The sequence below is a fragment of the Variimorphobacter sp. HTMS_6 genome, assembly GCF_059717775.1.
In genome coordinates this window covers 904005-928566 of record NZ_AP046094.1, presented here as the reverse complement: position 1 = coordinate 928566, position 24562 = coordinate 904005, and the positions used below count along the sequence as shown (strand labels likewise).

The following is a 24562-nucleotide window of genomic DNA, read 5'->3' as shown; positions in this document are numbered from 1 at the left end:
GCGAAGTATCATAAGTCCTTATTGATAAATTGTATAAGACTATTTTCTAGTGTTAGCGAAGAATGCTTCGATCTGTGCCTGCTCACTGCTTAATCCCTTCTCTTCCATCTGTACGATGGTTTGAAGCATACGTCTGTAATCATGAGGAATGATCTTCTTGAATTTTGGTAAGTAATCAAAGAAATTCTCTAAGATTGCTTTGCCTTTTGCAGAGTTTGTATATTTTACGTGCTCTTCAATCATTTCTTTTAATTCAATTACATCATATTTTTCATGTACAGATTCGAAGGAAACAAGACCTTTATTCAATTTCTTGTATAAATCGCTGTCTTCATCAAGAACGTAAGCGATACCACCGCTCATCCCTGCTGCGAAGTTTTTACCGGTTTTACCAAGTACCGCTACTCTACCACCTGTCATGTACTCACAACCATGGTCGCCAACACCTTCTACAACCGCAGTTGCACCGGAGTTACGAACACAGAAACGCTCACCTGCAACACCGTTTATATATACTTTACCGCTGGTTGCTCCGTACAGAGCTACGTTACCGATAATGATGTTTTCTTCCGCTTTAAACTTACTATTCTTTGGAGGGAATGCGATCAACTTACCACCGGATAGGCCTTTACCAAAGTAGTCATTGCTATCGCCTTCTAATGCTATTGTGATTCCCTTCGGAATAAATGCTCCGAAGCTCTGTCCACCGCTACCCTGTGCCTCGATTACAAAAGTATCATCCTTTAAAGTTGTTGCAAATCTCTTTGTAATCTCGGATCCTAAGATGGTACCAAAGGTACGATCTGTATTGGTAACCTGAACTTGAATCTTTTGAGGTTTATTTTCATTTAACTTGAATTTCTTAAGAAGAACTTTCTCATCAATGGTCTTCTCTAACTGGAAGTCATACATTTGATTTGCTTCAAAATGTACTACCTCGCCTTTTTCGATGAATGGATTGTTCAAGATTGCATCTAAGTTAACTAATTTTGCTCTTTCATCCGTACTAGCACTTTCTCTAACTTTTAATAAATCGGTACGTCCTACGAGTTCATTTACCGTCTTAATTCCTAGCTTCGCCATGTATTCACGAAGCTCCTGAGCGATAAATTTCATGAAGTTCTCAACGTATTCCGGCTTACCGGTGAAGTTCTTACGTAGCTCCGGATTCTGTGTTGCCACACCAACAGGGCAGGTATCAAGATTACATACACGCATCATGACACAGCCTAATGTAATTAAAGGCGTCGTTGCAAAACCGAATTCCTCTGCTCCAAGAAGTGCTGCGATAACCACATCACGTCCGGTCATTAACTTACCGTCTGTCTCTATCATAACCTTGGAACGTAATCCATTCATAATCAAGGTCTGATGTGTTTCTGCCAAACCTAATTCCCAAGGAAGACCCGCATTGTAGATGGAATTCTTAGGAGCTGCACCGGTACCACCGTCAAAGCCGGAGATAAGGATTACACCCGCACCTGCTTTTGCAACACCGGCTGCTACAGTACCTACACCTGCTTCAGAAACCAACTTAACAGAGATTCTTGCGCTAGTATTGGCATTCTTCAGGTCATAAATTAATTGCGCCAAGTCCTCAATAGAGTAAATATCATGATGAGGAGGAGGGGAAATCAAGCCCACACCAGGAGTGGAGTGTCTTGTCTTCGCAACCCAAGGATATACCTTCTGAGCCGGAAGCTGTCCGCCTTCACCAGGCTTTGCACCCTGTGCCATCTTTATCTGAATTTCTTTCGCACTTACTAAATACTCACTCGTTACACCAAAACGTCCTGATGCAACCTGTTTAATAGCGGAGCATTTATTCAGTCCGTCTTCGCCAATCTTAAGACGCTCTAAGCTTTCACCGCCCTCACCGCTGTTGGATTTACCACCAAGACGGTTCATTGCGATTGCTAAAGCCTCATGTGCCTCCTGTGAGATGGAACCATAGGACATCGCACCGGTTTTGAAGCGTTTTACAATTTCATCAACACTTTCTACCTCATCAACACTTATTCCCTGTTCCGGGAAATTGATATCAAATAAACCTCTGACATTTACCTTCTGCTGTTCCGACACGATTTCCTCGGTATATTCCTTAAAGGTCTCATAATTACCGGTTCGGGTAGCCATCTGTAGAAGATGGATGGTCTTTGGATTGTATAGATGCTCCTCCTCACCGCTACGCATTTTATGAGAACCGATACTGTCTAAGGTCAGGTCAACATTTAATCCCAGGGGATCAAATGCTTCGGAGTGAAGTTCATCCACTGTCGCTTCCATTTCTTTCGTGGATATTCCTTCCACACGGCTTACAGTTCCGGTGAAGTATTTATCGATTACACACTTACTGATACCGATTGCTTCGAATATCTTGGAACCCTGGTAAGACTGGATTGTGGAGATACCCATCTTGGAAGCAATTTTTACAATACCATGGATTATTGCATGATTATAATCATCTACAGCTGCATAGTAATCTTTATCCAGCATGTTATTCTTAATTAACTGATGAATGGTTTCCTGTGCAAGATATGGGTTAACTGCACATGCACCATAACCGAGTAAGCACGCAAAATGATGAACATCTCTAGGCTCAGCACTCTCTACAATCATAGCAAGTGCTGTTCTCTTCTTGGTACGAACCAAGTGCTGCTGAAGCGCAGATACTGCTAATAAGGAAGGAATAGCTACGTGATTCTCATCCACTCCACGGTCGGAGAGAATAAGAATATTTGCTCCTTCTTTATAAGAACGATCTGCTTCCAGACACATATGCTCAATCGCCTTCTCTAAGGAAGTGTTCTTATAGTAGATCATCGGAATTACATCTACCTTAAATCCCGGCTTTTTCATCATCTTAATTTTAAGTAAATCAGTATTTGTTAAGATTGGATTATTAATCTTTAATACCTTACAATTTTCTGAAGTTTCCTCGAGCAAGTTGCCGTCCTCTCCGATATATACGGAGGTTGCAGTAACGATTTCTTCACGAATTGCATCAATCGGAGGATTTGTTACCTGTGCAAAGAGCTGTCTAAAGTAGTTGAATAACGGAGGATTTTTCTTGGAAAGCATCGGTAGAGGTGAGTCAGCACCCATCGCTGCAACTGCTTCCATTCCCGAACTTGCCATCGGTAAAATCGTTGACTTATAATCTTCATAGGTATAGCCAAAAGCCTTCTGCAATCTTTCTAATTCTTCATCGCTATATTCAACAACCTTTTTATTTGGAATGTGAAGATCCTTTAAACGAACAAGATTAGAGTCTAGCCATTCACCATATGGACGGCGGTTTGCATAATCTGTCTTCAAATCTTCATCATCAATCAGGCATCCCTTAACGGTATCCACTAAGAGCATCTTACCTGGACGAAGTCTTTCCTTCTTGATTACCTTATCCGGTGCTACATCCATAACACCTACTTCGGAGGAAAGGATCAAATAGTCATCACTTGTTATATAGTAACGGGAAGGTCTTAAACCATTACGGTCAAGTACCGCACCCATAATATCACCATCTGAGAACAGGATGGATGCAGGTCCATCCCAAGGCTCCATCATTGTTGCATAATACTGATAGAAGTCTCTTTTCTCTCTGCTGATTGCTGTATCATTGCTCCAAGGCTCAGGAATTGTGATCATAACTGCATGAGGAAGATCCATACCACTCATTACCAGGAACTCCAATGTATTGTCAAGCATCGCAGAGTCAGAACCTTCTGTATTTACAACAGGAAGCACTTTATGAAGCTCTCCTTTTAAATGCTCTGACTGCATAGTCTCTTCTCTTGCAAGCATCTTATCCGCATTACCACGAATGGTGTTAATCTCACCATTATGAACAATAACACGATTCGGATGCGCTCTCTGCCAGCTTGGATTTGTATTGGTAGAAAATCTGGAGTGAACTAATGCAATTGCGCTCTCATATGCCTCGTCCTGTAAATCACCAAAGAAAAGTCTTAACTGGTCAACTAAGAACATACCCTTATATACGATGGTTCGGCTGGATAAGGATACCACATAGGTATTGTCATTACTTTGTTCAAATATTCTTCTTACAATGAATAGCTTACGGTCAAAATCAACACCCTTTGCTACCTTAGCAGGTCTCTTAATAAAGCACTGCATAATATATGGCATACAGGCAACTGCTCTCTCACCAAGAATCTCAGGTGTAGTAGGAACCACTCTCCAACCTAAAAATTTGAGTCCTTCTTTCTCAACGATTATCTCAAACATCTTCTTTGCCTGATTACGGCTTAATTCATCCTGTGGGAAGAAAAACATACCCACACCATAATCACGCTCTGCGCCCAGCTCAATACCTAAAGGCTTAGTTACCTTAGCAAAAAACTTATGAGAAACTTGAAGAAGAATACCTACACCGTCACCAGTCTTGCCATTCGCATCCTTACCTGCTCGATGTTCCAAACTTTCAACAATTTTTAATGCGTTCTCAACTGTACTATGTGTTTTCACACCCTTCATGTGCACTACTGCACCAATACCGCAGTTATCATGCTCAAATCTGGGATCATATAGCCCCTGCGGAACCTGTGTTATTTCCTCTCTGATGTTGTTCTGCATAAACACTCCTCTTTCTTTTATATTAATTTATAATTTTTTCCAATTTTAGCATAAAAAAGAAGCACCCTAGACTACCCCTTCGTAATCTAAAACGCCCTTGTTTTAATGAGTTGATTATAATATAGACGCTCCATATTTTCAACCCTATTTTTATCAAAAAACAGGGAAAATAATTATTTTATTAATTAATTAACCAAATATACCTAAGATAATAAGGTTTACACTACATTACACTTAACTTTATTAAGTTCAACTTGTACTCATTTTTCTCATTTGTTGCAACAAACAGATCATTATCTTCAACTCTCTTGTTTTTTATAACAGCCGTTCTCATAGAATCTCAAAAATTCGTGATTAATAAATCCTTGCAAACAGTCGATATATTCTATAGTAGTTACCAAATACCACATAATTATAGACAAATGAAGGGAGTTATTCAATGGATATTAATCAATCTTCCTTAAATCAATATAAAGACGGACGTGACATTAAGCGTTCGAAATCAGAAGTAAGATCCGCTTCTACCATAAACAAGACAGGTACAACCGCTTCCGCCAACCCCGTACTAAATCAACTTAATTTAAACGATGGCCAAGTAATCAAGGGACGAATCATCGATCAAAGATACAACGAGGTTCGGATTCAATTAGAGCCAGGCAATCAAGTGGTATCAGCAAAGTTGTCCGGTAATGTTGCATTATCCATCGGTCAAGAAGCGAGTTTTCAGGTGAACGGGAATAATCCGGATCAATTAACCCTAAAATACCTTCCTCCGGAAGGGTTATCCCTACCTGATGCTACCGTTATGAAGGCATTATCAGCCTCAGGACTCACACCAACTACTTTAAATAAGTCCATAGTAAGCGAACTATTATCCCATCGAATGGGGGTTGATAAGCAAACAATTCAATTAATCATGAAAGCCTCCTTACAAAACCGTGAGGCTTCCCCACTTTCCTTGGTATTAATGTTAAAAAACAATATTCCCTTAACAAAGGAAAATATACAGCAATTTGTCAGTCATCAGAACGGAACGGCAAAGTTAATGAATGATATCAATCAAATTACGAAGAACGTCTCTGAGTTGTTATTTACAATCGACGGGAATGAACCTTCTTCTGTTAACGCGAATCCGAAAATCCTAAATCATGCACTTGATATGAACGGAAAATTACTTGGCATCTTGTATCAGGACTCAAATCCGGTCGTAGAGGGAACACCAATCACCCCCGCTGTAAATCAGCTAACCCACGAAGAGCAGTCTGTTATAAACAATATTCTGAAGCAGTTCGCCGGTAATACTGACAGTCCAATGAGTTCCTCACCAAGCGTTCCCACAAATATCACCGCACTGATTCAGCAGATAACGGAGGGCTCTTTTACACAAGAAAGTTTGGGTCACTTGATGCAGCTTCTTCCTGAAGGAGCTGATTCTACAATAGCTCCTTTAATTGAAAAACTGTTAACTACGTTACAGAACCCTGCTGAATCTACACCCCTATCGGCGATACTTAAGCACCAGGAAAGGACTGCATTATTAGAATCCCTTAATTTATCCCCCCTCGGTCAGGAGTTAAAAGATCAGATTGCAAACGGAACTTTACCGGTTAAGAGATTTTTACAGGAAGTATCGCAGTTTCTAACGAATACAGATAACAAGGCCCTCTTCAAGCTATTACATACCCCGGAATATAGTAAGGTGCTTGAGAATGCATTTATGCAAAAATGGACTTTGACCTCAGATCAGCTCGCTCAGAAGGCTCCGGCAAATGAATTGTATCAAAGCCTTCAAGACGATGTTGATCAATTACACAAACTTTTACGGATGGATAATATCACACCCGAGAATCTCCCCACCGGAGAGGCGCTAAAAAGTCTAGGTGATAATCTTCAGTTTATGAAGCATCTTAATGAAGCATACACCTACTTACAATTACCGATGCAGTTTAAAGACCAGCAAATGCATAGTGAGCTATACGTGTTCACAAACAAACGAGCACTTAAAGATAACCCGAAGCGTCTAAGCGTATTATTGCATTTGGATATGAACCACCTCGGTTCACTTAATATCCATATTCAAATGAATCAGAATCATATCCAAGCAAAATTCTCTGTAGAAGATAAAGAGGGGAGTGAAATTATTCAAAAAAATATACCCCTCCTTGAAAAAGCACTTCAAGATAAGGGATATATAATTCATGCTGAGGTTGAACTAGACTATGCAAAGCCTGATTTTGTAAAGGATTTTATTGAAGAAACCTCCTCCGATATTACAACGCAACGTTATACCTTTGATATAAGAACCTAAACTTCTGCAATCTTCATATCGTATTCTTCAAATATAAAGGATAGGATATCAGCCATGCCGACAAAAGAACAGCCATACATGGTTTCACCATTTTCCGTAGCGTGGCTTCTGATAATTTGAATTACACAGTGTAATACGCTGTCATTGTTATTCAAATTAATATTCGCATCAAAATAGTAACCAAGCGGTAATACACTGGTTGTAACGAATCCTAGCCCTGTTTTTGAGATATTAATTACCTCGATCGGGGCTTGTAGATCTGTTACCAATACATTGTCCTGCTTATATAGGTTATTGATTTCTAGCGAGACAGTAAATGGCATTCTCTTTGCCCTTCTTCTATCATCCATGGAATAATCCTCCTACTATGTATAATTTTACTTATTATTATAACTGATTGGGTAATATGTTACAATATGGAATTTTATACTTCGAGTTAAGTAACGGATAAGAGTACCTTTATTTCAAAAGCTCCTTCAAATAAACACAGGGCAAACTACTTTTGAAAGAATTATATAGATAAATCATCTGTATATTTCTTTCAAGAGGTCGCTTGCCCTGTTGTATTAAGTTGATCAGATTACCTAATCAATTCTTTTGTAAATAATAAATTGAATTACATTTTATCTAGAAGCTCTTTCACGATTACATTTACGATGCCAGGATCTGCTTTCCCCTTCATCTCTTTCATCGTCTGTCCAACGATAAAGCCCATCGCCTTCACCTTACCACTCTTATAATCCGCTACGGATTGAGGGCTGTTTGCAATGATGGTTTCGATTGTGGAACGAAGTAATCCATCATCGGATACCATGCCAAGGCCGTTCTTCTCAACATAATCCTCAGGATCCACATTCTCTTTAAAGATCTTTTCGAATACTTCCTTTGCCACGGTACGGTTGATTTTATTACCATCCACCATGTTAATCAAAGCAGAAAGCTGTGCAGGAGTGAAGGTAATTTCCTCAGCTTCCATCTCACTTTCCTTAAGTAAACGCATGGTCTCAACCATTAGCCAATTGGATACTTCCTTTGGTTTATTACAAAGTGCAACGGTATCTTCAAATAGATCAGCCATATGCTTAGAACCTGTGATAATAGATGCATCATAAGCCGGAATGTCAAATTCCTTCTCATATCGAACCATCTTCTCATCTCGAAGTTCCGGCTGGCGGGATTTTACTGTTACAAGCCATTCATCGCTAATCTCGATTGGAGGAAGATCCGGTTCCGGGAAGTAACGATAATCCTGTGCATCCTCTTTCGAACGCATCGCGAAGCTGGTGTCCTTATTATCATCCCAACGTCTGGTCTCCTGGATAACTTTCTTGCCATATTCGATTAACTCGATTTGACGTTTTCTCTCTCCTTCTATTGCTCTTGCGATTGCTTTAAAGGAGTTCATGTTCTTCATCTCTGTTCTGGTACCGAATTCCTTCGCTCCCATCTCACGAACAGATAAGTTGATGTCCGCACGTAAGGAACCTTCCTGCATCTTACAGTCAGATACACCAAGGTATTGAAGAATCAATCTTAGCTTTTCAAGGTAAGCAACAACTTCTTCTGCAGAACGCATATCCGGCTCACTTACAATTTCGATCAACGGAACGCCACAACGGTTATAATCGACGAGTGTACAATCCTCCCATGGATCATGAACCAATTTACCGGCATCCTCTTCCATATGAATTTCATGAATTCGAACAGTCTTTTTACCTGCTTCTGTCTCAATCTCAATTCCACCATCTCTACAAATCGGCAGATAGAGCTGTGAGATCTGATAAGCCTTTGGAAGATCTGGGTAGAAATAATTCTTTCGGTCAAATTTACATTTCTGAGTTATATTACAATTTAATGCAAGGCCTGCTGCCATCGCATATTCCACAACCTGTTTGTTAAGAACAGGCAGTGTTCCAGGCATACCCGTACATACCGGACAGCAGTGGGTATTCGGATCTCCACCGAATTGTGTGGTACATCCACAGAAGATTTTTGATTTGGTGGCAAGCTCAACATGAACTTCCAAGCCAATGACGGTTTCGTATGTTTTCATGTCTATGCCTCCTTTCCTTCCTCAGTAGTAATGGTTACCGGTCTCTCATAAGGAACAGCCTGCTCAAAGCTGTAAGCTGCACGAATGATATCCTTTTCACCAAAATGCTTACCGATTAATTGAAGTCCGATTGGCATACCTTTGCTATCTCTTGCACAAGGAAGAGTCACGCCAGGAAGTCCTGCAAGGTTAACGGATACGGTATAAATATCGGATAGATACATTTTTAACGGATCGGATAAACTCTCACCAAGTTTAGGAGCTGTCTGAGGTGCAGCAGGTCCAAGAATCACATCATATTTTTCAAATGCTTTCTGGAAACCTTCATTTATCTTTGCTCTTACTTTCAGTGCTTTATTATAGAATGCATCATAATAACCGGAGCTTAACACAAAGGCACCAATCATCATTCTGCTCTTAACTTCATTACCAAAACCTTCACTTCTGGTCTTCTTATATACATCCTGAAGTCCTTCGAAGTTTGGAGTGCGATAACCATATTTAACACCGTCAAAACGAGACAGGTTGGAGCTTGCTTCCGCACATGCAATTACATAATAGGAAGGAACTGCAAAATCAACAGCAGTCAGGTCAAATTCCTCAACGATTGCACCCTTTGAACGGTATACTTCAGCCGCCTTTAAGATTGCCGCCTTTACTTCTTCATCAAGTCCCGCACCAAGATAATCCTTTGGAATACCGATGCGCATTCCCTTCACATCATCTACTAATGCAGAGGTATATTGATAACTCTTATCCGGTGCTGACGTAGAATCCTTATCATCATGTCCGGAGATCACCTCAAGTGCTGTTGCACAGTCAGAGATATTTCTACCAAAGGAGCCAATCTGATCAAGGGAAGATGCATATGCGATTAAGCCATAACGGGATACGGTACCATAAGTAGGCTTGATACCTGTTACACCACAGTAGCTTGCAGGCTGACGGATGGAACCGCCGGTATCAGAACCAAGTGCATAAAATGCTTCTTCTACGGCTACCGCTGCTGCAGAACCACCGCTGGAACCACCCGGAACTCTGGAGGTATCCCAAGGATTCTTGGTTTCACCAAAGAAGGATGTCTCCGTCGTACTACCCATTGCGAACTCGTCCAAGTTTGTCTTACCGATAATGACAGCACCTGCTTTTTTCAATTTTTCTACAACGGTTGCGTCGTAGATGGGTTCAAAATTATATAGAATCTGTGATGCACAAGTAGTTTTTACACCCTTTGTACTGATATTATCTTTAACTGCCATCGGAACACCGGCAAGAGGAGAATCCTCAAGTTCACCTGCATCAATTCTTTTTTGTACTTCTTCGGCCTGTGCATATGCCTCGTCCTCTAATACGGTAATATAACATTTATATTGTGAATCTCTTTGTTTTATCACTTCTAACTGGGCTTTTACTGCATCGACAACGGTAATTTCCTTTGCCTTAATTAGCTTACCAAGTTCAAGTGCAGATAACTTTGTAATGTCTTTCATAGGTACCTCCTTCAAATATTAAAACCGGTTCATAACGAACATAAACGGTTTTATAATTACAAGATTTCGCGACTACTTTTATTCTACTGTCTTTGGAACGACAAAACTTCCGTCCTTCTTTTTCGGCGCATTCTTAAGCAATTCATCGCGGTTATCCTGATTTGTAACAATATCCTCACGGAATACATTCTTCACAGGAAGCACATGGGACATCGGTTCCACACCCTCTGTATCCAAACCATTCATTGTTTCAATATAATCAAGAATTCGATCCAGTTCCTTCGCAATCTTCTGCTTCTCATCATCAGAGACGGAAAGCTTCGCTAAGGAGGCAACATATTGTACTGTTTCTTCTGTTATTTTCATCTTCGTACCACCTTTCTATTACTTAAAGCAATTTGTATCACTGCTTCATTATAATCATTCCGATTTCATTAATCGGAAGAAACACATCATATGCGTTTTTCCTTTATTTTTGTTGTATGCTTATTTTTGATTATCCTCTAAAAGTATAGCTGAATAAGTTAACACCAAACCTTTATTATGGCTCCAGACGGGATACATCTCTTGGGAATAATGTGGTTTCACGTACGTTTTGCTCATCGAGAAGTCTCATGGTCAAACGCTCTAAACCGATTCCCAATCCACCGTGAGGTGGCATACCGTGCTTGTGGATCATAAGGAAGTTGGTGAAGTCTTCAGGATTCATGCCACGATCGATCATCTTCTGAACCTGCATCTCATAGTCATGAATTCTCTGTCCACCGGTGGTAATCTCCATCCCCTTGAATAATAAATCAAAGCTCAATGTAAACTTTGAATCGGACGGATCATCCATCGCATAGAACGGTCTCTTCTTGGATGGATAGTGTGTAACGAATACAAAGTCACTGTCACACTCTTCTTTGAAGTATTTACCGATTAGGATTTCCTCTTCCGGTTCTAAGTCATATGGATTTTTAATTTTACGGTTATATTTTTCTGCTACCAACTGCTTCGCTTCATCAAAACGTACAGCAGGAATCTTGCTAACATCCGGAATTTTTACATCGAGCAACTTCACTTCCTTTGCATACTGGGTTGTTAACAGGTTGAAGGTATAGCGAAGAACTTCGGTCTCCATCTCCATAATATCTTCAAATCCGTTAATATAGCCCATCTCAAAGTCTAAACTTGTATATTCGTTCAAATGTCTGGTTGTGTTATGTTTCTCCGCACGGAATACCGGTGCCGCCTCAAATACTCTATCATACACACCTACCAAGGTCTGTTTGTAAAACTGAGGACTTTGTGCTAGGAATGCCTTTTCACCAAAGTACTCTAACTTAAATACATTTGCTCCACCCTCTGCATTACCGGCAACTATTTTTGGAGTTCTGATTTCCGTAAAGCCCTGAGTGAATAAGAAATCACGGAATCCGCGGATTATACCCTCCTGAATCTTAAAAATTGCTCTTTCTCTGACATTTCTCAAAGAAATCGGACGATAGTTAAGCTTCGTCTCTAAGGTGGTTTTAAGCTTCCACTTAGAGATTGGAAGAGGCATCATCGTGCCTTCCTTTGGGGAAGATAAAACAGTAACTTTATTCAAACGAACCTCGAAGCCTTGCGGTGCACGCTCTTCTGCATTTAACGTTCCCTCTGCTTCTACGGTCATACCTTCTTTTAAATCCTTTAAGGAAATATCCGTAACACCTTCTTCATAAACGCATTGAACAAGGCCTTCTCTTTTTCTTAATACGACAAATGCCACATCACCCATGTCACGAATCGTATGAATGTAACCATTCACTTTTACTGTACCGGTTAAGTCTCCGCTTAAAATATCACTGATTTCTCTAGTATCATTCTTCTGAATTCCTGTTATAAAATCCATTCTACTGCTTCCTCCTAATCATTTCTCTGCTGTGTTCCAATGTTTCACTCAGAAATTTTTATCTGTACAAGAGAATTATACACAAAAAAAGTCCCGAATGAATGCAATTGAAACATTCATCCGGGACGAGAATTCTAATTCCCGCGGTACCACCCGCATTGAGAGCAAAACACAACTCTCCTACTTTACTACACTTAACGCGTGCAACGCACAAACCTACTAATCGTTCAATTCGTGAGCTCCAGAGTGTTCCGTATTCTACTTATCACCTTAGGTGTGCTCTCAGTCGGTGGCTCACCCTTCCTGTCGATCGGTTATTCGGTAGAACAAAGTCTCCTTCTTCGCTGATCTTATATTGGGATATGAAATTTATCCCTATTGATGACTTATATTAGCACATTACTCCATTAAAATCAAGCGAAATATTATCATTTCTTATTCTTGAATATATGGCGATAATAATCCTCTGATAATATATTTTCCGAAGCAATGAATTTATTCTTAACAATCTTATTCATTGTGCTCACATAATCTTTCGGAAGCTCTCCATTTGTCAAGTCAGTTACCTTACCGGTCTCTGAATTATACATTATCTTATCTGTAATATAGCTACGGTTCGCAAAGATAACAAGCGGCGGTGAATCTGACAGAATATCCTGCCCTACTAGGAGCCTTGAATCATATTCAATGCCAAACAGATTGGATAGTGTAGGTAGGATATCCAGGCTATAGCAAGGTTTATCGACTACGACGCTCTCCTTCATTCCTTTTGACCATAGTATCAGGTTGTTTTTGTAAAGCTCGAAATTCTTCTCAACCTTATGACCGATTGCTTCATCAATTGTATCTTTATCCCATGCATAAGGGTAATGATCTGCACTTAACGCAATTACGGTACGATCCGCAACTCCGGCTTCCTCAAGCTTATTAATCAAAACTTCTAACGCACGATCAAGCTCTATCTGACAGGAGATATATGCTTTCACTGAATCCGAATACGGAAGATCTTTTACTAAGTCTCTATTTTTATAGGAGATATAGTTACCGGAAAAATTATAATTCATATGTCCGCTGACCGATAGATAGTAAACGTGGAACTGCTTATCATTGACATACTCCCCAACCGTAGCATTCATCATATCCACGTCGGATTCCGGCCATGTGTTTGGGTGTTCCAATTTTAGTCCGTTCCCTTTTGCTTTGAATTGATATCCAAGATTCGGATGTGTTTCATTTCTCTGATAATAAGTATAAGTATGATCGTGGTATGCTTTACTGGTTACTCCTAATTTATCAAATTGCTTTGCAAGATTGAGAGGCCAGTCATTATTTCTTCCGCGATACATACTTCGTGTACCAAGTGGAATTATACCCAGCAGATTTGCAAATTCTCCATCACTAGTACTGGTCTGCCATAACGGACAATAGTAATTATTAAAAACAAAGCCTTCATGTGTCAATTTGTATAGAGTTGGAGTCAATTCCTCATTCACCGCTGCCGGGAAAAACCCTTCTGCTGTTATCTGAATCAAATTATACCCTTTAAACATTCCGGTATATTTATTCTTCTTTGTCGGAGTAACAGACGCAAAATATTCATCCAGCTGTTTCATCGATTTGTTTTTCTCAGAAGCTGCCATTGCTTTAAAGTCAAAATCCATTACATTTGGTGAGGTATCAAATGCAGGCTTCGTTGGTGCTTGTGTTGCACCATTACCCTGAGATTTATCAGGTGCCGGTGTATCGGTAGGGATGGATCCGTCCTCCGTATTCATCGCATCGGTAAAGCCACTGTTATCACCGATTATCAAACGTGATACATCAATACGAGTCATCGTAGCAATTCCAAGATCCTTCGCACACAAGGTTGGTACTTCCGCGCTGTGATACAAATCATAGGGCGAATAATCTCCTTTTCCAAAGATAAATAATGCTACTACCGCTACAATATGAAATACTACGCTTGTTCCGAGTAAAATCCCTTGAAGCTTTAGTGTTCTCTTTGAATAATCAATGTATCGGTTTATAATAAATGCTAAAATTAACAATGGTATGAAAACCAATATAATTCCACCAATATTGGAAACAATCGCATCAACTATCTGATCACCAAATTCAGTTAGTGCATCTCCTGCCATTCCAATTGTTTGAAAGGAGAAGAAGGTTTTGAATATGAAATAATAGACTAATTGCAATCCATAAACAAAACAGATCAGAGTAGTAAGTACCCATAAAACAATTTTATTAACAATCGTTTTAAACCAACCGGTAATAAAGCTGATTATGATACCGAACGGTATTGCAAACAATATCGGGTAAATAATCTTTAGGCTGATGCTTCTATAGATCAAAAGATGTGTCATCAACTCAAGGTAGACAACAGAACCAATCAGAAAGCAAATCGGAAAAATTAAATTTCCTATCGAAATATGAACATCGTTTTGCCATGTCTTTTTTATATTCCCTAAGCCTTTTTTTAGGATTTTCTCTCCCTTGTCTTTTCTCTCTTTTGAAGCATTCACAGAATCACTTTCTTCTCTATCATCATTCAAGGTAACTATATTCAGACTATCATCTTTTATGATATCATCCAGTCTTTCTGATAGTTTTTGCTCAATGTGATTGATATCAATTAAATCCTCATAATTATCATGATTACCTTTATCCCCATTCGTACCTATCTCGTTTATCTTATCCTTCTCCATTGGATTACCTTCTTTCGAAAACGATTTTTCCCTTTCCGTTAAAACTGTAAATATTCGCTATTGCTCCGTTTATCATCGTAAATTGAGGCGGCTTGTGTCCAATATCCGCATCTAGGATAATTGGCAGGTTCATCTCACCTAATACGGATAATACAGCATCTTGATAGGTTATATCCATATCAGAATGATACATTGCCGGCCTGCCGAATACAAATCCCGATGCATATTGAAACCATCCTGCTTCTTTTAACTGCCATAATCCTCGAACTAAAGCCTCACTACCTAAATCAAAACTCTCCAAGAACCAAAGTATTTTATCTTGTTTATATTTTTCGATGAAATCTCTAGTTTTATCAAATCTTGTACCTACCAGATTCAGTAAAACATCCAAGCAACCCCCAATTGCTCTTCCGTTCAGCTGTAGTTCTCGGATATTTTTATTATCATTTGGATTTATATTAATCCATTCGCTCTCTTTTTCCAATTCATATTCTTCATAACCGGTGATTCTTGGCTTAAATCCATCTTGAAAATTGTCAAAGCTATGTTGAGTAATATTTTCACCATTCAATATCTCTATGTTATCCCATAAAGAGCTGTGCCAGTTTTTCATACCAAAGGAACTAAAATTATTCGCATACAACGTAGCTATATCCAGATTGGTTGTGATGGTGAACAGTATCCCCGTCGTATCAGAAAACCCTTGTATCCACTTTGGGTTCTCCTTAAGAATCGTATAATCTATATGAGGAAGCATCTCAAACAAATAATCTCCACCGCTTGCTGCAATAATTGCCCTTATATTATTATTCTGATAAAGGCTCATTAGTTCCTGGGCACGTGTCAGGCCATCTGAGCTCCTACCTTTCACATTCTTCCTAACATTGTCAGTCAACAAAACAGGATAGCCCAGTTCCTCAAAATGAGCAATTCCACTCTCCAGTCGAACTAAATCCACCTCTGTATCAAATCCGGAGGATGTTGCTGTAACACCGATTTGAAAACCTTTTTCAAGATTCTTTGGGTAAATCATAGTAATTCTCCTCTATGTTGCCAATACCCGCGAATTTGGGCTTCAGCACAAATTTGCCGTGTTGTAGATCTTCATATTCCACATTCCGTCAAAGATGATTTTCCATGTGAATTCTTATTGTAATTTTCTCTAACTCAGTATATCATCATAGGTAATTATAATCAATCTTACCTTAAAAAAAGTCAGTATATACACGCTCTTAGCGTCCAAACAAGCCCTTCTTCTCTGCAATTGACACAACTTCATATCCAGCTTCTGTAACTGCATGTGTTAAAGTGTCATCCGAAACTTCCGAGGTTAGATTTACTACTGCCTGTTTCTTTTTAAGATCCACTTTTCCCTCAACACCTTCTATATCATTTAATACCTTTTCTACTCGTGCCTGACAATGAGCACAGCTCATTCCTTCTATCTGGATTACTTTTTTCATAATTGATTCAACCTTTCTTTCATATGATTTAATTTTTAACAAAAGCCGGAACAAAGTTGTTCCTTGTTCCAGCTTAATTTTAAGTCTATCGATCCGTCACCTTGATTACTACTTAATACTATGAATAAATCTTTATACCAATTACAGTTTCTTAATTCTATCGATTGCTTCCAATGTGTTTTCATAAGTACCAAATGCTGTTAGTCTAAAGTATCCTTCACCACTTGGTCCAAAGCCTGAACCCGGGGTACCTACTACATACGCATCTGCTAAGAGATAATCAAAGAAATCCCATGAGGTCATACCCTTTGGTGTCTCCAGCCAAATATATGGAGCATTCACACCACCTGATACGTTATAACCAGCTGATAGTAACCCTTCACGTATAATCTTTGCATTATTCATATAATAAGTGATTTGCTCCATAGTCTGTTTTCTGCCTTCTTCTGAATAAGTAGCAGCGCCAGCTAACTGGGTAATATAAGGAGCTCCATTGAATTTTGTACCGTGACGTCTTGCCCAAAGGCTGTTTAACATCACATCACCACTTTTTAATTCCTTAGGTACTACAGTAAATCCTAGTCTAGTACCTGTAAATCCGGCATTCTTTGAATAACTGCGAATTTCAATTGCACAAGTTTTTGCTCCTTCACACTCATAGATTGTATGAGGAACATTCTCCTCTGAGATATAAGCTTCATAAGCAGCATCGTAGATAATAACAGCTCCCACTTTATTCGCGTAATCAACCCATTTCTGTAATTCCTCTTTCGTAATCGTGGAACCGGTCGGATTATTCGGGAAGCAAAGATAGATGATATCAGGTTGCTCGGTTGGAAGCTGAGGAGCAAAATTATTTTCCTTTGTACAAGGCATATAGATTACGTTTGACCATTTTCCGGTCTCTGTACTATATACTCCAGTACGTCCTGCCATAACATTGGAATCAACATACACAGGATATACCGGATCGCATACTGCAATCTTATTGTTCTCGTCAAAAATCTCCTGAATATTAGCAGAATCACTCTTAGCTCCATCACTTACAAAGATTTCATCAATCGCTATATCAACGCCTCTTGATTTATAATCATGTTTTGCAATCGCACTACGAAGAAATTCATAACCAAGATCAGGTGCGTATCCTTTGAAAGATTCTTTCTTGCTCATCTCATCAACTGCGGTATGCAGTGTATCAATAACTGCCGGAGCAAGCGGAAGCGTAACGTCACCAATTCCCAATCGAATAATCTTATTCTCAGGATGGGCCTCTGTATAATCCTTGACCTTCTTGCCGATTGTGGAAAATAAATAGCTTCCGGGTAACTTCAGATAGTTTTCGTTAATTTTAAACATAATAACCAGACCTTTCCAGGAAAATGTATGTGATCAAGCCTTAAAATCATTCTGGACAATCTTCATACTTTCCATCTATATATTATTTAATTCTTATGAATTACAAAATATTATTGGAAGAATTTTTTCGATTATAAATTAATCTCGCCACTAAATACTTCCGTTGCCGGACCAGTCATGAATATTGTATTGCTTACTTTGTCATACCTGATCTTTAACTCTCCACCAAGCAAAGTCACAGTAACTTCATTATCGGTGTAACCATTTAAAATACTTGCCATAGCGCTTGCACAGGCACCGGTACCACAAGCTAATGTTTCACCGGAACCACGCTCCCATACTCTCATCTCAATATGATTACGATCAATCACTCTTACAAATTCTGTATTGACTCTCTCAGGAAAAACCTCATGAAAATCAAATTTTGGGCCGATCTTTTCCAGTTCAAGCTTAGATGGATCCTCAACGTATACTACTGCATGAGGATTACCCATTGAAATGCAGGTAATCTTATATTTCTCATCACCGACTGTGATAGGCTCACTGATTACAATGTCTTTATCCGATATAACCGGAATCTCGGAAGGCTTCGTGATCGGACTTCCCATATTTACGGTTACAAAGGCTACTTTTCCGTTTTCTACTGTTAATTCCAGCTCCTTAATTCCACTTAAGGTTTCTATTGTTAAGGAGGTCTTATTCGTTAAGCCATGATCATATACGTATTTTCCAACACATCGGATTCCATTACCGCACATCTTTCCTCTAGAACCGTCATTATTGTACATATCCATGCAAAAATCTGCCACATCGGAGGATTTTATTAAAATCAAACCGTCAGATCCGATTCCAAAATGTCTATCGCTCACTTTAATTGAAGTCTCCGGTATATTATCTATTGTTGTCTGTGTACAATCAACATAAACATAGTCATTACCACAGCCATGCATTTTCGTAAATTTCATTTAAGCCACCAACCTTTCAACACATCCATCTATTTAAGATGCCCTGTAAATACAACCATAATCCATTTTCCGATATTTCCAATCATTATATGCCATTATATCAAAAACCTACCAAACGGTAAAGACTCATTTTTTATTTACAGGTGAACAAAAAATGTGCCTTGGCGCATTCTCGCACCGAACGCCTTCGCCATAAGTAAATAAAAAGTGCCGGATATAAAAATTTATTCCGGCACTCCATAATTATATTGATTATATCAGACGATAACGCCATGACATGATTAATCTTCAAAACAGTCTTAAGATTTCCGCATTATGAGTAAAACATCTTTAGTACCATTTCCGACATTTCAACCAAATTCGTACCGCTATCCATACTAGTTTTTTGAAGATATCTATGGGCTTCTTCTTCCGTCATGTTATTTCGATCCATTAATACTAATTTAGCTTTCCTGATTAACGCTTTTTCTTCCTCTGATCGTTCCTTGGGGCGATCCTTTTCCTTCTTTTTCTTCCGCTGATACTGATATGACATCATTTGCAATGTATTCAGTAGATCATGCGTCTTTATCGGCATAGGTAAACAGACAATATTACTATCCTGACAAAATTCTAATTTTTCAGGTGATGCTATTAATAGCATTTCAAAGCCTTTTGGTAAATAGTTATTAAGTTCGCTATAATGCATGTCGGAAAATCGATAACCACATACAACAATTCCTTCGTCTAGATCATTCGCCATGGTGATAACCTTAGAACCCAGTGTACATGCGTCACTACAATTAAAACCATTCCTGACCAGTACATTTTTAATGTTATTGGCATCCTCTTGTTTTGGAAAACCAACTATAATACTATACACATCTGCCCACCTCCATCCTTTTCAAAACGAAATTTTATGAGATGATTGGATTATATACGATATAAATATTGGTCGATTTCCCAAGGTGTTACCTGGGTACGATAGTTATCATATTCCATCTTCTTTGCTGCGATGTATTTCTTACTTACATGCTCTCCAAGAACGTTCTTTATAAAATCGCTCTTCTCAAGCTCTATAACAGCTTCATTTAAGTTAGCAGGGAGTCGTTCTACACCAAGTTCGCTTTTTTCTTCATCAGAGAGGGCAAATATATTCTTATCGACACTTACCGGAGGAGTTAGTTGATTTTTAATTCCGTCAAGTCCTGCTGCCAAGCATACTGCTAGCGTTAAGTATGGATTCGCTGACGGATCCGGGCATCTTAATTCAATTCTAGCAGAGCTACCACGACCGGAAGGAATTCGAATCAATGGACTACGATTAGATGCTGACCAAGCGATATAAACCGGTGCTTCGAAGTTAGGAACAATTCTTTTATAAGAATTAACCAATGGATTTAAAATTGCAGTCATGCTCTTCACATGCTTCATAATACCGGCCATAAAATGATACGCCTCTTTGCTAAGACCCGACTTGTCATCCGGATCATCAAAGATGTTTTTCCCTTCTTTTTTAAGAGACATATTCACATGCATTCCGGAACCATCCACGCCGAATTTAGGCTTAGGCATAAAGGTTGCGTGAAGGCCATGGCGTTTTGCAATAGTACGAGCTACCAGTTTAAAGGTCATGATATTGTCCGCGGTAGTTAATGCATCACTGTATCTGATATCAATCTCATGCTGTGCCGGTGCTACCTCATGATGGGATGCTTCCACTGAGATTCCCATATCCTCTAAGGTAAGTACGATATCACGTCTTGCATTTTCACCAAAATCAAGAGGTCCAAGGTCAAAGTAACCAGCCTTTTCATAAGTCACAGTAGTCGGTTGACCATTTTCTTCCATATTAAATAAGAAAAATTCTAATTCAGGTCCAACATCAAAGGTGTAACCCATCTCACCAGCTTCTTCGATTACTTTTCTAAGGATATGTCTGGGATCACCCTCAAAAGGTTTATTGTCAGTGGTATAAACATCACAAATAAAGCGAGCTACTTTTCCCTGCTGCGGTCTCCACGGGAAGGTAACGTAAGTGTCTAAATCAGGATGGAGATACATATCTGATTCTTCAATTCTTACAAATCCTTCAATGGAAGATCCGTCAAACATACATTGGTTATTTAATGCTTTTTCCAATTGTCCAGTAGTGATAGCTACGTTCTTTAGATTGCCGAACATGTCCGTGAACTGTAAACGGATGAACTCAACGTCATCTTCTTTCACCATTTTTAGAATTTCCTGTTTCGTATAATGTTTCATTTTCACCACTCCTTACTTATTTGTATGAGATTATTCTTTAGATATGAAAACAAAAAAGGACAAAGTTTCCACGTATCGGAACGCCTTTGTCCATATTATCTAAGATAATAACAGCAGCACTACCGATTTGTCAACATGATTTTAAAGTCTAATCACTTATCTGCTGTAATGTCATTGCTATCATTCTTATTATACAAGGATTAACATAACTGTCAACATATAGTTCTAGGGTCGGTTGTTCCAGGGACGGTTGTCGGCAGAAGTTTAGGTAGAGGTATGCTATTTTAAACTCGTTGTACTTTACTAGCACTACTAAGGTGTCTTCCTTCCCTTGATACAATCAGAACGCGCAAAAACTCTTCGTTAATAAAAGGAAACCTACTCAGTAGCTTTCCTTTTATTTTCCTCATCAAACATTTGCGCTCGTGCGATTTATCGCACATCTGATTTTATTGCTCTCTCAGACACCTAAGTAGTGAACGTAAAGTACAAATTTTTTAAAATAACATGCCTCTACCACCTCTTCTTCCGACAACCTGCCTTAGACTAACTTTATTTTCTCTAGAGATACAAAAACTATATATAATTCCCATATTCCATCATTTTACATATCACTTAATCTACTTGTTTATTGCAATGTGGACATATATAATATCCGTCAACATCATTAATATATTCTTCATCTTTCAGATTAAATCTCATCGGCAATCTTTCTTTACAATACGGGCATCTCCAAAATAGTACAGAAAGTAAAGTATATGCTGCTAATAACGGAACACTGATAAACACTAATATTCCAATTCGAAGCAGTGTGGCTACTAAACCAAGTAATATAGAGGTGAACAGGCAACATAACGAGATTCTTCTGACTATTATTCTTGCTTTCATATAATTCTCCATCTTTAATTATAATTTATCATTTGTAGAACATTGATACGTAATTTTGACTGCCATCATCTAACGCTATCAATTCCATTGCAACTAAGTTGACTGTGATTTTCTTTACTTTTTCTTTCTGATCGAATACTTCTCATTGAAACAACCGGAGTTAATCATCTATCAACCCCGGCTGCTTCGTATTTCTTAAAACTTCCTTATGATGTTCGTGGGGTTTTACTCCCTACAAAACAACAATTTATTCTTTAACTTCACTATCCTGTACGTTTGTTGCAGCTACCTCAGCTGAATTTTCAACCGTTGGAGCAACTAGCTGTAAGGAGGCTTCCGGTTCTTCGGTAATTTTTACTCCCATCTTCTCCATTGTGATGAATTTCAGAAGGGTGTCAAGAATGGTACTGCTATTGTTACCATCTTTTTCACTACTGCCCATATTCACTACTGTCTTCGGTACAATATCTACCTTCGCACTCTTAATTGCATCTGACAATTTATCTGTTACTTCCTGAATAACACGGAACTCAGCGCCACCATATGCTTTAACCTGTGCATCGATTGCACGAGCCTTCGCCAATCCGACATTGGATTCTTTGGATGCTTCCGCTTCACCTTCTAGCGTGATTCTGGAGGCGTTTGCTTTCGCTAATGCGACAATCTGATTTGCTTCCTGTTCTGCCTTGGATGCAAGAGCAGCACCACTATTACGTTCAATATCAATCTGGATTTTAGATTTTGTGAGGTAGCTCTGCTGTTCTGCAACTGCTTGTGCTTCACGAAGTGATTTCTCACTTTCTGCAGCAGATTGCTGCTTCTGGTAAGTAACCTTCTTCTCTTCCGCAATCTGTCTTTCACGGAGCTGGGTCAGGATATTTTCTATCTGAATATCCGCCACCTGAGATCTAGGAGTACCAATCAATACTTCCTCTAATTGAAGGTTATATTTAGCAAATTTCTCCTTCATCTCACCCAATGCTCTTTCACGAATCTCACTACGTTCCTGAATCAACTCTATTAAAGTCTTCGTTTGTGCAACATCTTTAAAGTATGCACTTACCAAAGGATCGAGGGACTGATTAACCAACAAATTAATATCACCAAAACGTTGGATTACCCAAGGGGCCTGCTTATAATCGATATGCATAACCACGGATAAAGGTAGGGATGGTTCGAATGCATCTTTCGTGATAATATCAACTTCGGTCAGGTTCTCATCGTATTTGTGGGAACCTATTTCATCCTTATTCCATTTCAAGATGATGTTAATGGTAGGAACCAGAACCACCTTGCCTGCGTCCGTATTAAATGCATATTTACCAGGCATCAATGGCTTCTCTAACACACCTTTACATCCTGCACCTACCAATTCACCATGCTTATATTCTGAACCGGTCGTATCCACACCTTCTTTTCCGAAGAAGGATACCACTACGCCAACATAACCAATCGGAACTACCGTCTTTGGACGAAACTCTACCGTTGCAAATAAACGGTTAATATAGTAAGTACCGTCTGTTAAAACCTGAATCTGCTTACCGCGTCTACCATTTATTTCAAGGAATTTTTCGGGATCCTGGAAGCTAGCGTGTTCCTCACCAACATAAGGAGCAATGATTTCACCATCCTGAAGTGATGGGCCGTCGTGTACGGTTACGATACCCATGTTATCGCTAGCTTCTGCACCATGACCCATGATAATTACGGGGCTGAATGCGTTTCTTTCTAGCAAAGTCTTCTGCATGCTCACCAATTCCACTCGTTCACCCTTTGAGCTGTTAAAGATCGCTTTGATTTCACCCGATGTAATGACGATGAACTGCGCAAGGTTAATTGCATATGTACCTTCTCTTAAAATACCACGCTGAGGTCCTCTTTGACCTCCGTTTTTTAAAAATCCTGTTACATCCTGAAAGTTATTTGCCTCTGCAACCACCGCACCTAAAGTTTGTGTCGGTGCTAACGGCTTACCATCACGAGCAAAGATGTAAGCAATTTGTCCCTGAGGGATTGTTATCAGCGGATATTTGTGGATCTTATACATCAACGCTGATTTAAAATGTATACCACCACGGAGTAATGACGGGGCATAACCGGCTTCTCCGTTAAGAGCGATAATAGAATCCTTTAACGATCCTCTAAAACTCCACCACTTTTCTACTACTGCCACCTGATCAGATGAGATTACTCTTAAGCCAAAGATAACAAAAATCAATAAATATAATGCTACCAAAGCTCCGACCACAATTATTGCAATTAACGCAATTGGATCTACCATAAAATTATTCACTTCTTTCTTTTTGATTTATATTTCACAATAACTACTATACTAATTATTGACATAAATTACAATATCCTCAGATTAATAATAGATTAGAAAGCGCTTAAAATTACCAATTCACATCCTTTGATATTTTGCCAATCCGTCTTTATAATAAAGCATGTAAAAATGCATATTTTAATATAAGGATTAACTTCTACTAATGGTTTATCTTATATCAATTAGATTATATTATAAAAATAAAATTCAAGAATAAATTTGTCTTTATAAATATAATATTTTCATGTATGATACAAACTGAACTTAAAATTCAATCAAACAGCAAGGAGTTACA

At 38.9% G+C, this 24562-nt stretch carries 16 protein-coding genes; 1 reads left to right on the top strand and 15 read right to left on the bottom strand.

Annotation, left to right across the window (positions count from 1 at the left end):
* Nucleotides 1-39: 39 nt before the first annotated feature.
* Complete coding sequence (gene gltB, locus AC6IWN_RS04120; protein WP_497991105.1) at nucleotides 40-4596, bottom strand: glutamate synthase large subunit; 4557 nt, start codon at nucleotides 4594-4596, stop codon at nucleotides 40-42.
* A 439-nt stretch (nucleotides 4597-5035) separates the two neighbouring features.
* Between gltB and AC6IWN_RS04115 the strand changes: the two genes are divergently transcribed.
* Nucleotides 5036-6904: a flagellar hook-length control protein FliK gene (locus tag AC6IWN_RS04115; protein WP_497991104.1), complete on the top strand. Its 1869-nt coding sequence runs from the start codon at nucleotides 5036-5038 to the stop codon at nucleotides 6902-6904.
* On the opposite strand, the gene AC6IWN_RS04110 is transcribed toward AC6IWN_RS04115, so the two are convergent.
* The 14 genes from AC6IWN_RS04110 to AC6IWN_RS04045 form a co-directional block, all read right to left on the bottom strand.
* The gene (locus tag AC6IWN_RS04110; RefSeq protein WP_497991103.1) at nucleotides 6901-7254 is read right to left on the bottom strand and encodes a PilZ domain-containing protein; all 354 of its coding nucleotides are present in this window, start codon (nucleotides 7252-7254) and stop codon (nucleotides 6901-6903) included. The two genes, AC6IWN_RS04115 and AC6IWN_RS04110, sit on opposite strands and share 4 nt — an antisense overlap.
* A gap of 266 nt (nucleotides 7255-7520) precedes the next feature.
* Nucleotides 7521-8957: an Asp-tRNA(Asn)/Glu-tRNA(Gln) amidotransferase subunit GatB gene (gene gatB / locus AC6IWN_RS04105; RefSeq protein WP_497991102.1), complete on the bottom strand. Its 1437-nt coding sequence runs from the start codon at nucleotides 8955-8957 to the stop codon at nucleotides 7521-7523.
* Nucleotides 8958-8959: 2 nt separating this feature from the next.
* Nucleotides 8960-10447 carry an Asp-tRNA(Asn)/Glu-tRNA(Gln) amidotransferase subunit GatA gene (gene gatA, locus AC6IWN_RS04100; protein ID WP_497991101.1) on the bottom strand — a complete coding sequence of 496 codons (1488 nt, stop codon included), beginning with the start codon at nucleotides 10445-10447 and terminating at the stop codon, nucleotides 8960-8962.
* A gap of 78 nt (nucleotides 10448-10525) precedes the next feature.
* Complete coding sequence (gatC, locus tag AC6IWN_RS04095; protein ID WP_497991100.1) at nucleotides 10526-10813, bottom strand: Asp-tRNA(Asn)/Glu-tRNA(Gln) amidotransferase subunit GatC; 288 nt, start codon at nucleotides 10811-10813, stop codon at nucleotides 10526-10528.
* A 175-nt stretch (nucleotides 10814-10988) separates the two neighbouring features.
* Nucleotides 10989-12323 carry an aspartate--tRNA(Asn) ligase gene (aspS, locus tag AC6IWN_RS04090; protein WP_497991099.1) on the bottom strand — a complete coding sequence of 445 codons (1335 nt, stop codon included), beginning with the start codon at nucleotides 12321-12323 and terminating at the stop codon, nucleotides 10989-10991.
* A 428-nt stretch (nucleotides 12324-12751) separates the two neighbouring features.
* Nucleotides 12752-15028 (bottom strand): LTA synthase family protein, encoded by a 2277-nt coding sequence (locus tag AC6IWN_RS04085; RefSeq protein WP_497991098.1) that lies wholly within the window; start codon nucleotides 15026-15028, stop codon nucleotides 12752-12754.
* A 4-nt stretch (nucleotides 15029-15032) separates the two neighbouring features.
* Nucleotides 15033-16061, bottom strand: coding sequence for a S66 family peptidase (locus AC6IWN_RS04080; protein WP_497991097.1), 1029 nt, complete (start codon nucleotides 16059-16061; stop codon nucleotides 15033-15035).
* Nucleotides 16062-16260: 199 nt separating this feature from the next.
* Nucleotides 16261-16491 carry a heavy-metal-associated domain-containing protein gene (locus tag AC6IWN_RS04075; protein ID WP_497991096.1) on the bottom strand — a complete coding sequence of 77 codons (231 nt, stop codon included), beginning with the start codon at nucleotides 16489-16491 and terminating at the stop codon, nucleotides 16261-16263.
* Between the two features lie 141 nt (nucleotides 16492-16632).
* Entirely contained in the window at nucleotides 16633-17847 is a 1215-nt protein-coding gene (locus AC6IWN_RS04070) for an LL-diaminopimelate aminotransferase (RefSeq protein ID WP_497991095.1), read from the bottom strand.
* Nucleotides 17848-17978: 131 nt separating this feature from the next.
* The gene (gene dapF, locus AC6IWN_RS04065) at nucleotides 17979-18812 is read right to left on the bottom strand and encodes a diaminopimelate epimerase (protein WP_497991094.1); all 834 of its coding nucleotides are present in this window, start codon (nucleotides 18810-18812) and stop codon (nucleotides 17979-17981) included.
* Nucleotides 18813-19125: 313 nt separating this feature from the next.
* Nucleotides 19126-19674: an ANTAR domain-containing response regulator gene (locus tag AC6IWN_RS04060; RefSeq protein WP_497991093.1), complete on the bottom strand. Its 549-nt coding sequence runs from the start codon at nucleotides 19672-19674 to the stop codon at nucleotides 19126-19128.
* Nucleotides 19675-19724: 50 nt separating this feature from the next.
* Nucleotides 19725-21056, bottom strand: coding sequence for a type I glutamate--ammonia ligase (gene glnA / locus AC6IWN_RS04055; protein WP_497991092.1), 1332 nt, complete (start codon nucleotides 21054-21056; stop codon nucleotides 19725-19727).
* A 615-nt stretch (nucleotides 21057-21671) separates the two neighbouring features.
* Nucleotides 21672-21944, bottom strand: coding sequence for a hypothetical protein (locus AC6IWN_RS04050; protein ID WP_497991091.1), 273 nt, complete (start codon nucleotides 21942-21944; stop codon nucleotides 21672-21674).
* A gap of 247 nt (nucleotides 21945-22191) precedes the next feature.
* The gene (locus tag AC6IWN_RS04045) at nucleotides 22192-24225 is read right to left on the bottom strand and encodes an SPFH domain-containing protein (RefSeq protein ID WP_497991090.1); all 2034 of its coding nucleotides are present in this window, start codon (nucleotides 24223-24225) and stop codon (nucleotides 22192-22194) included.
* Between the last annotated feature and the right edge of the window lie 337 nt (nucleotides 24226-24562).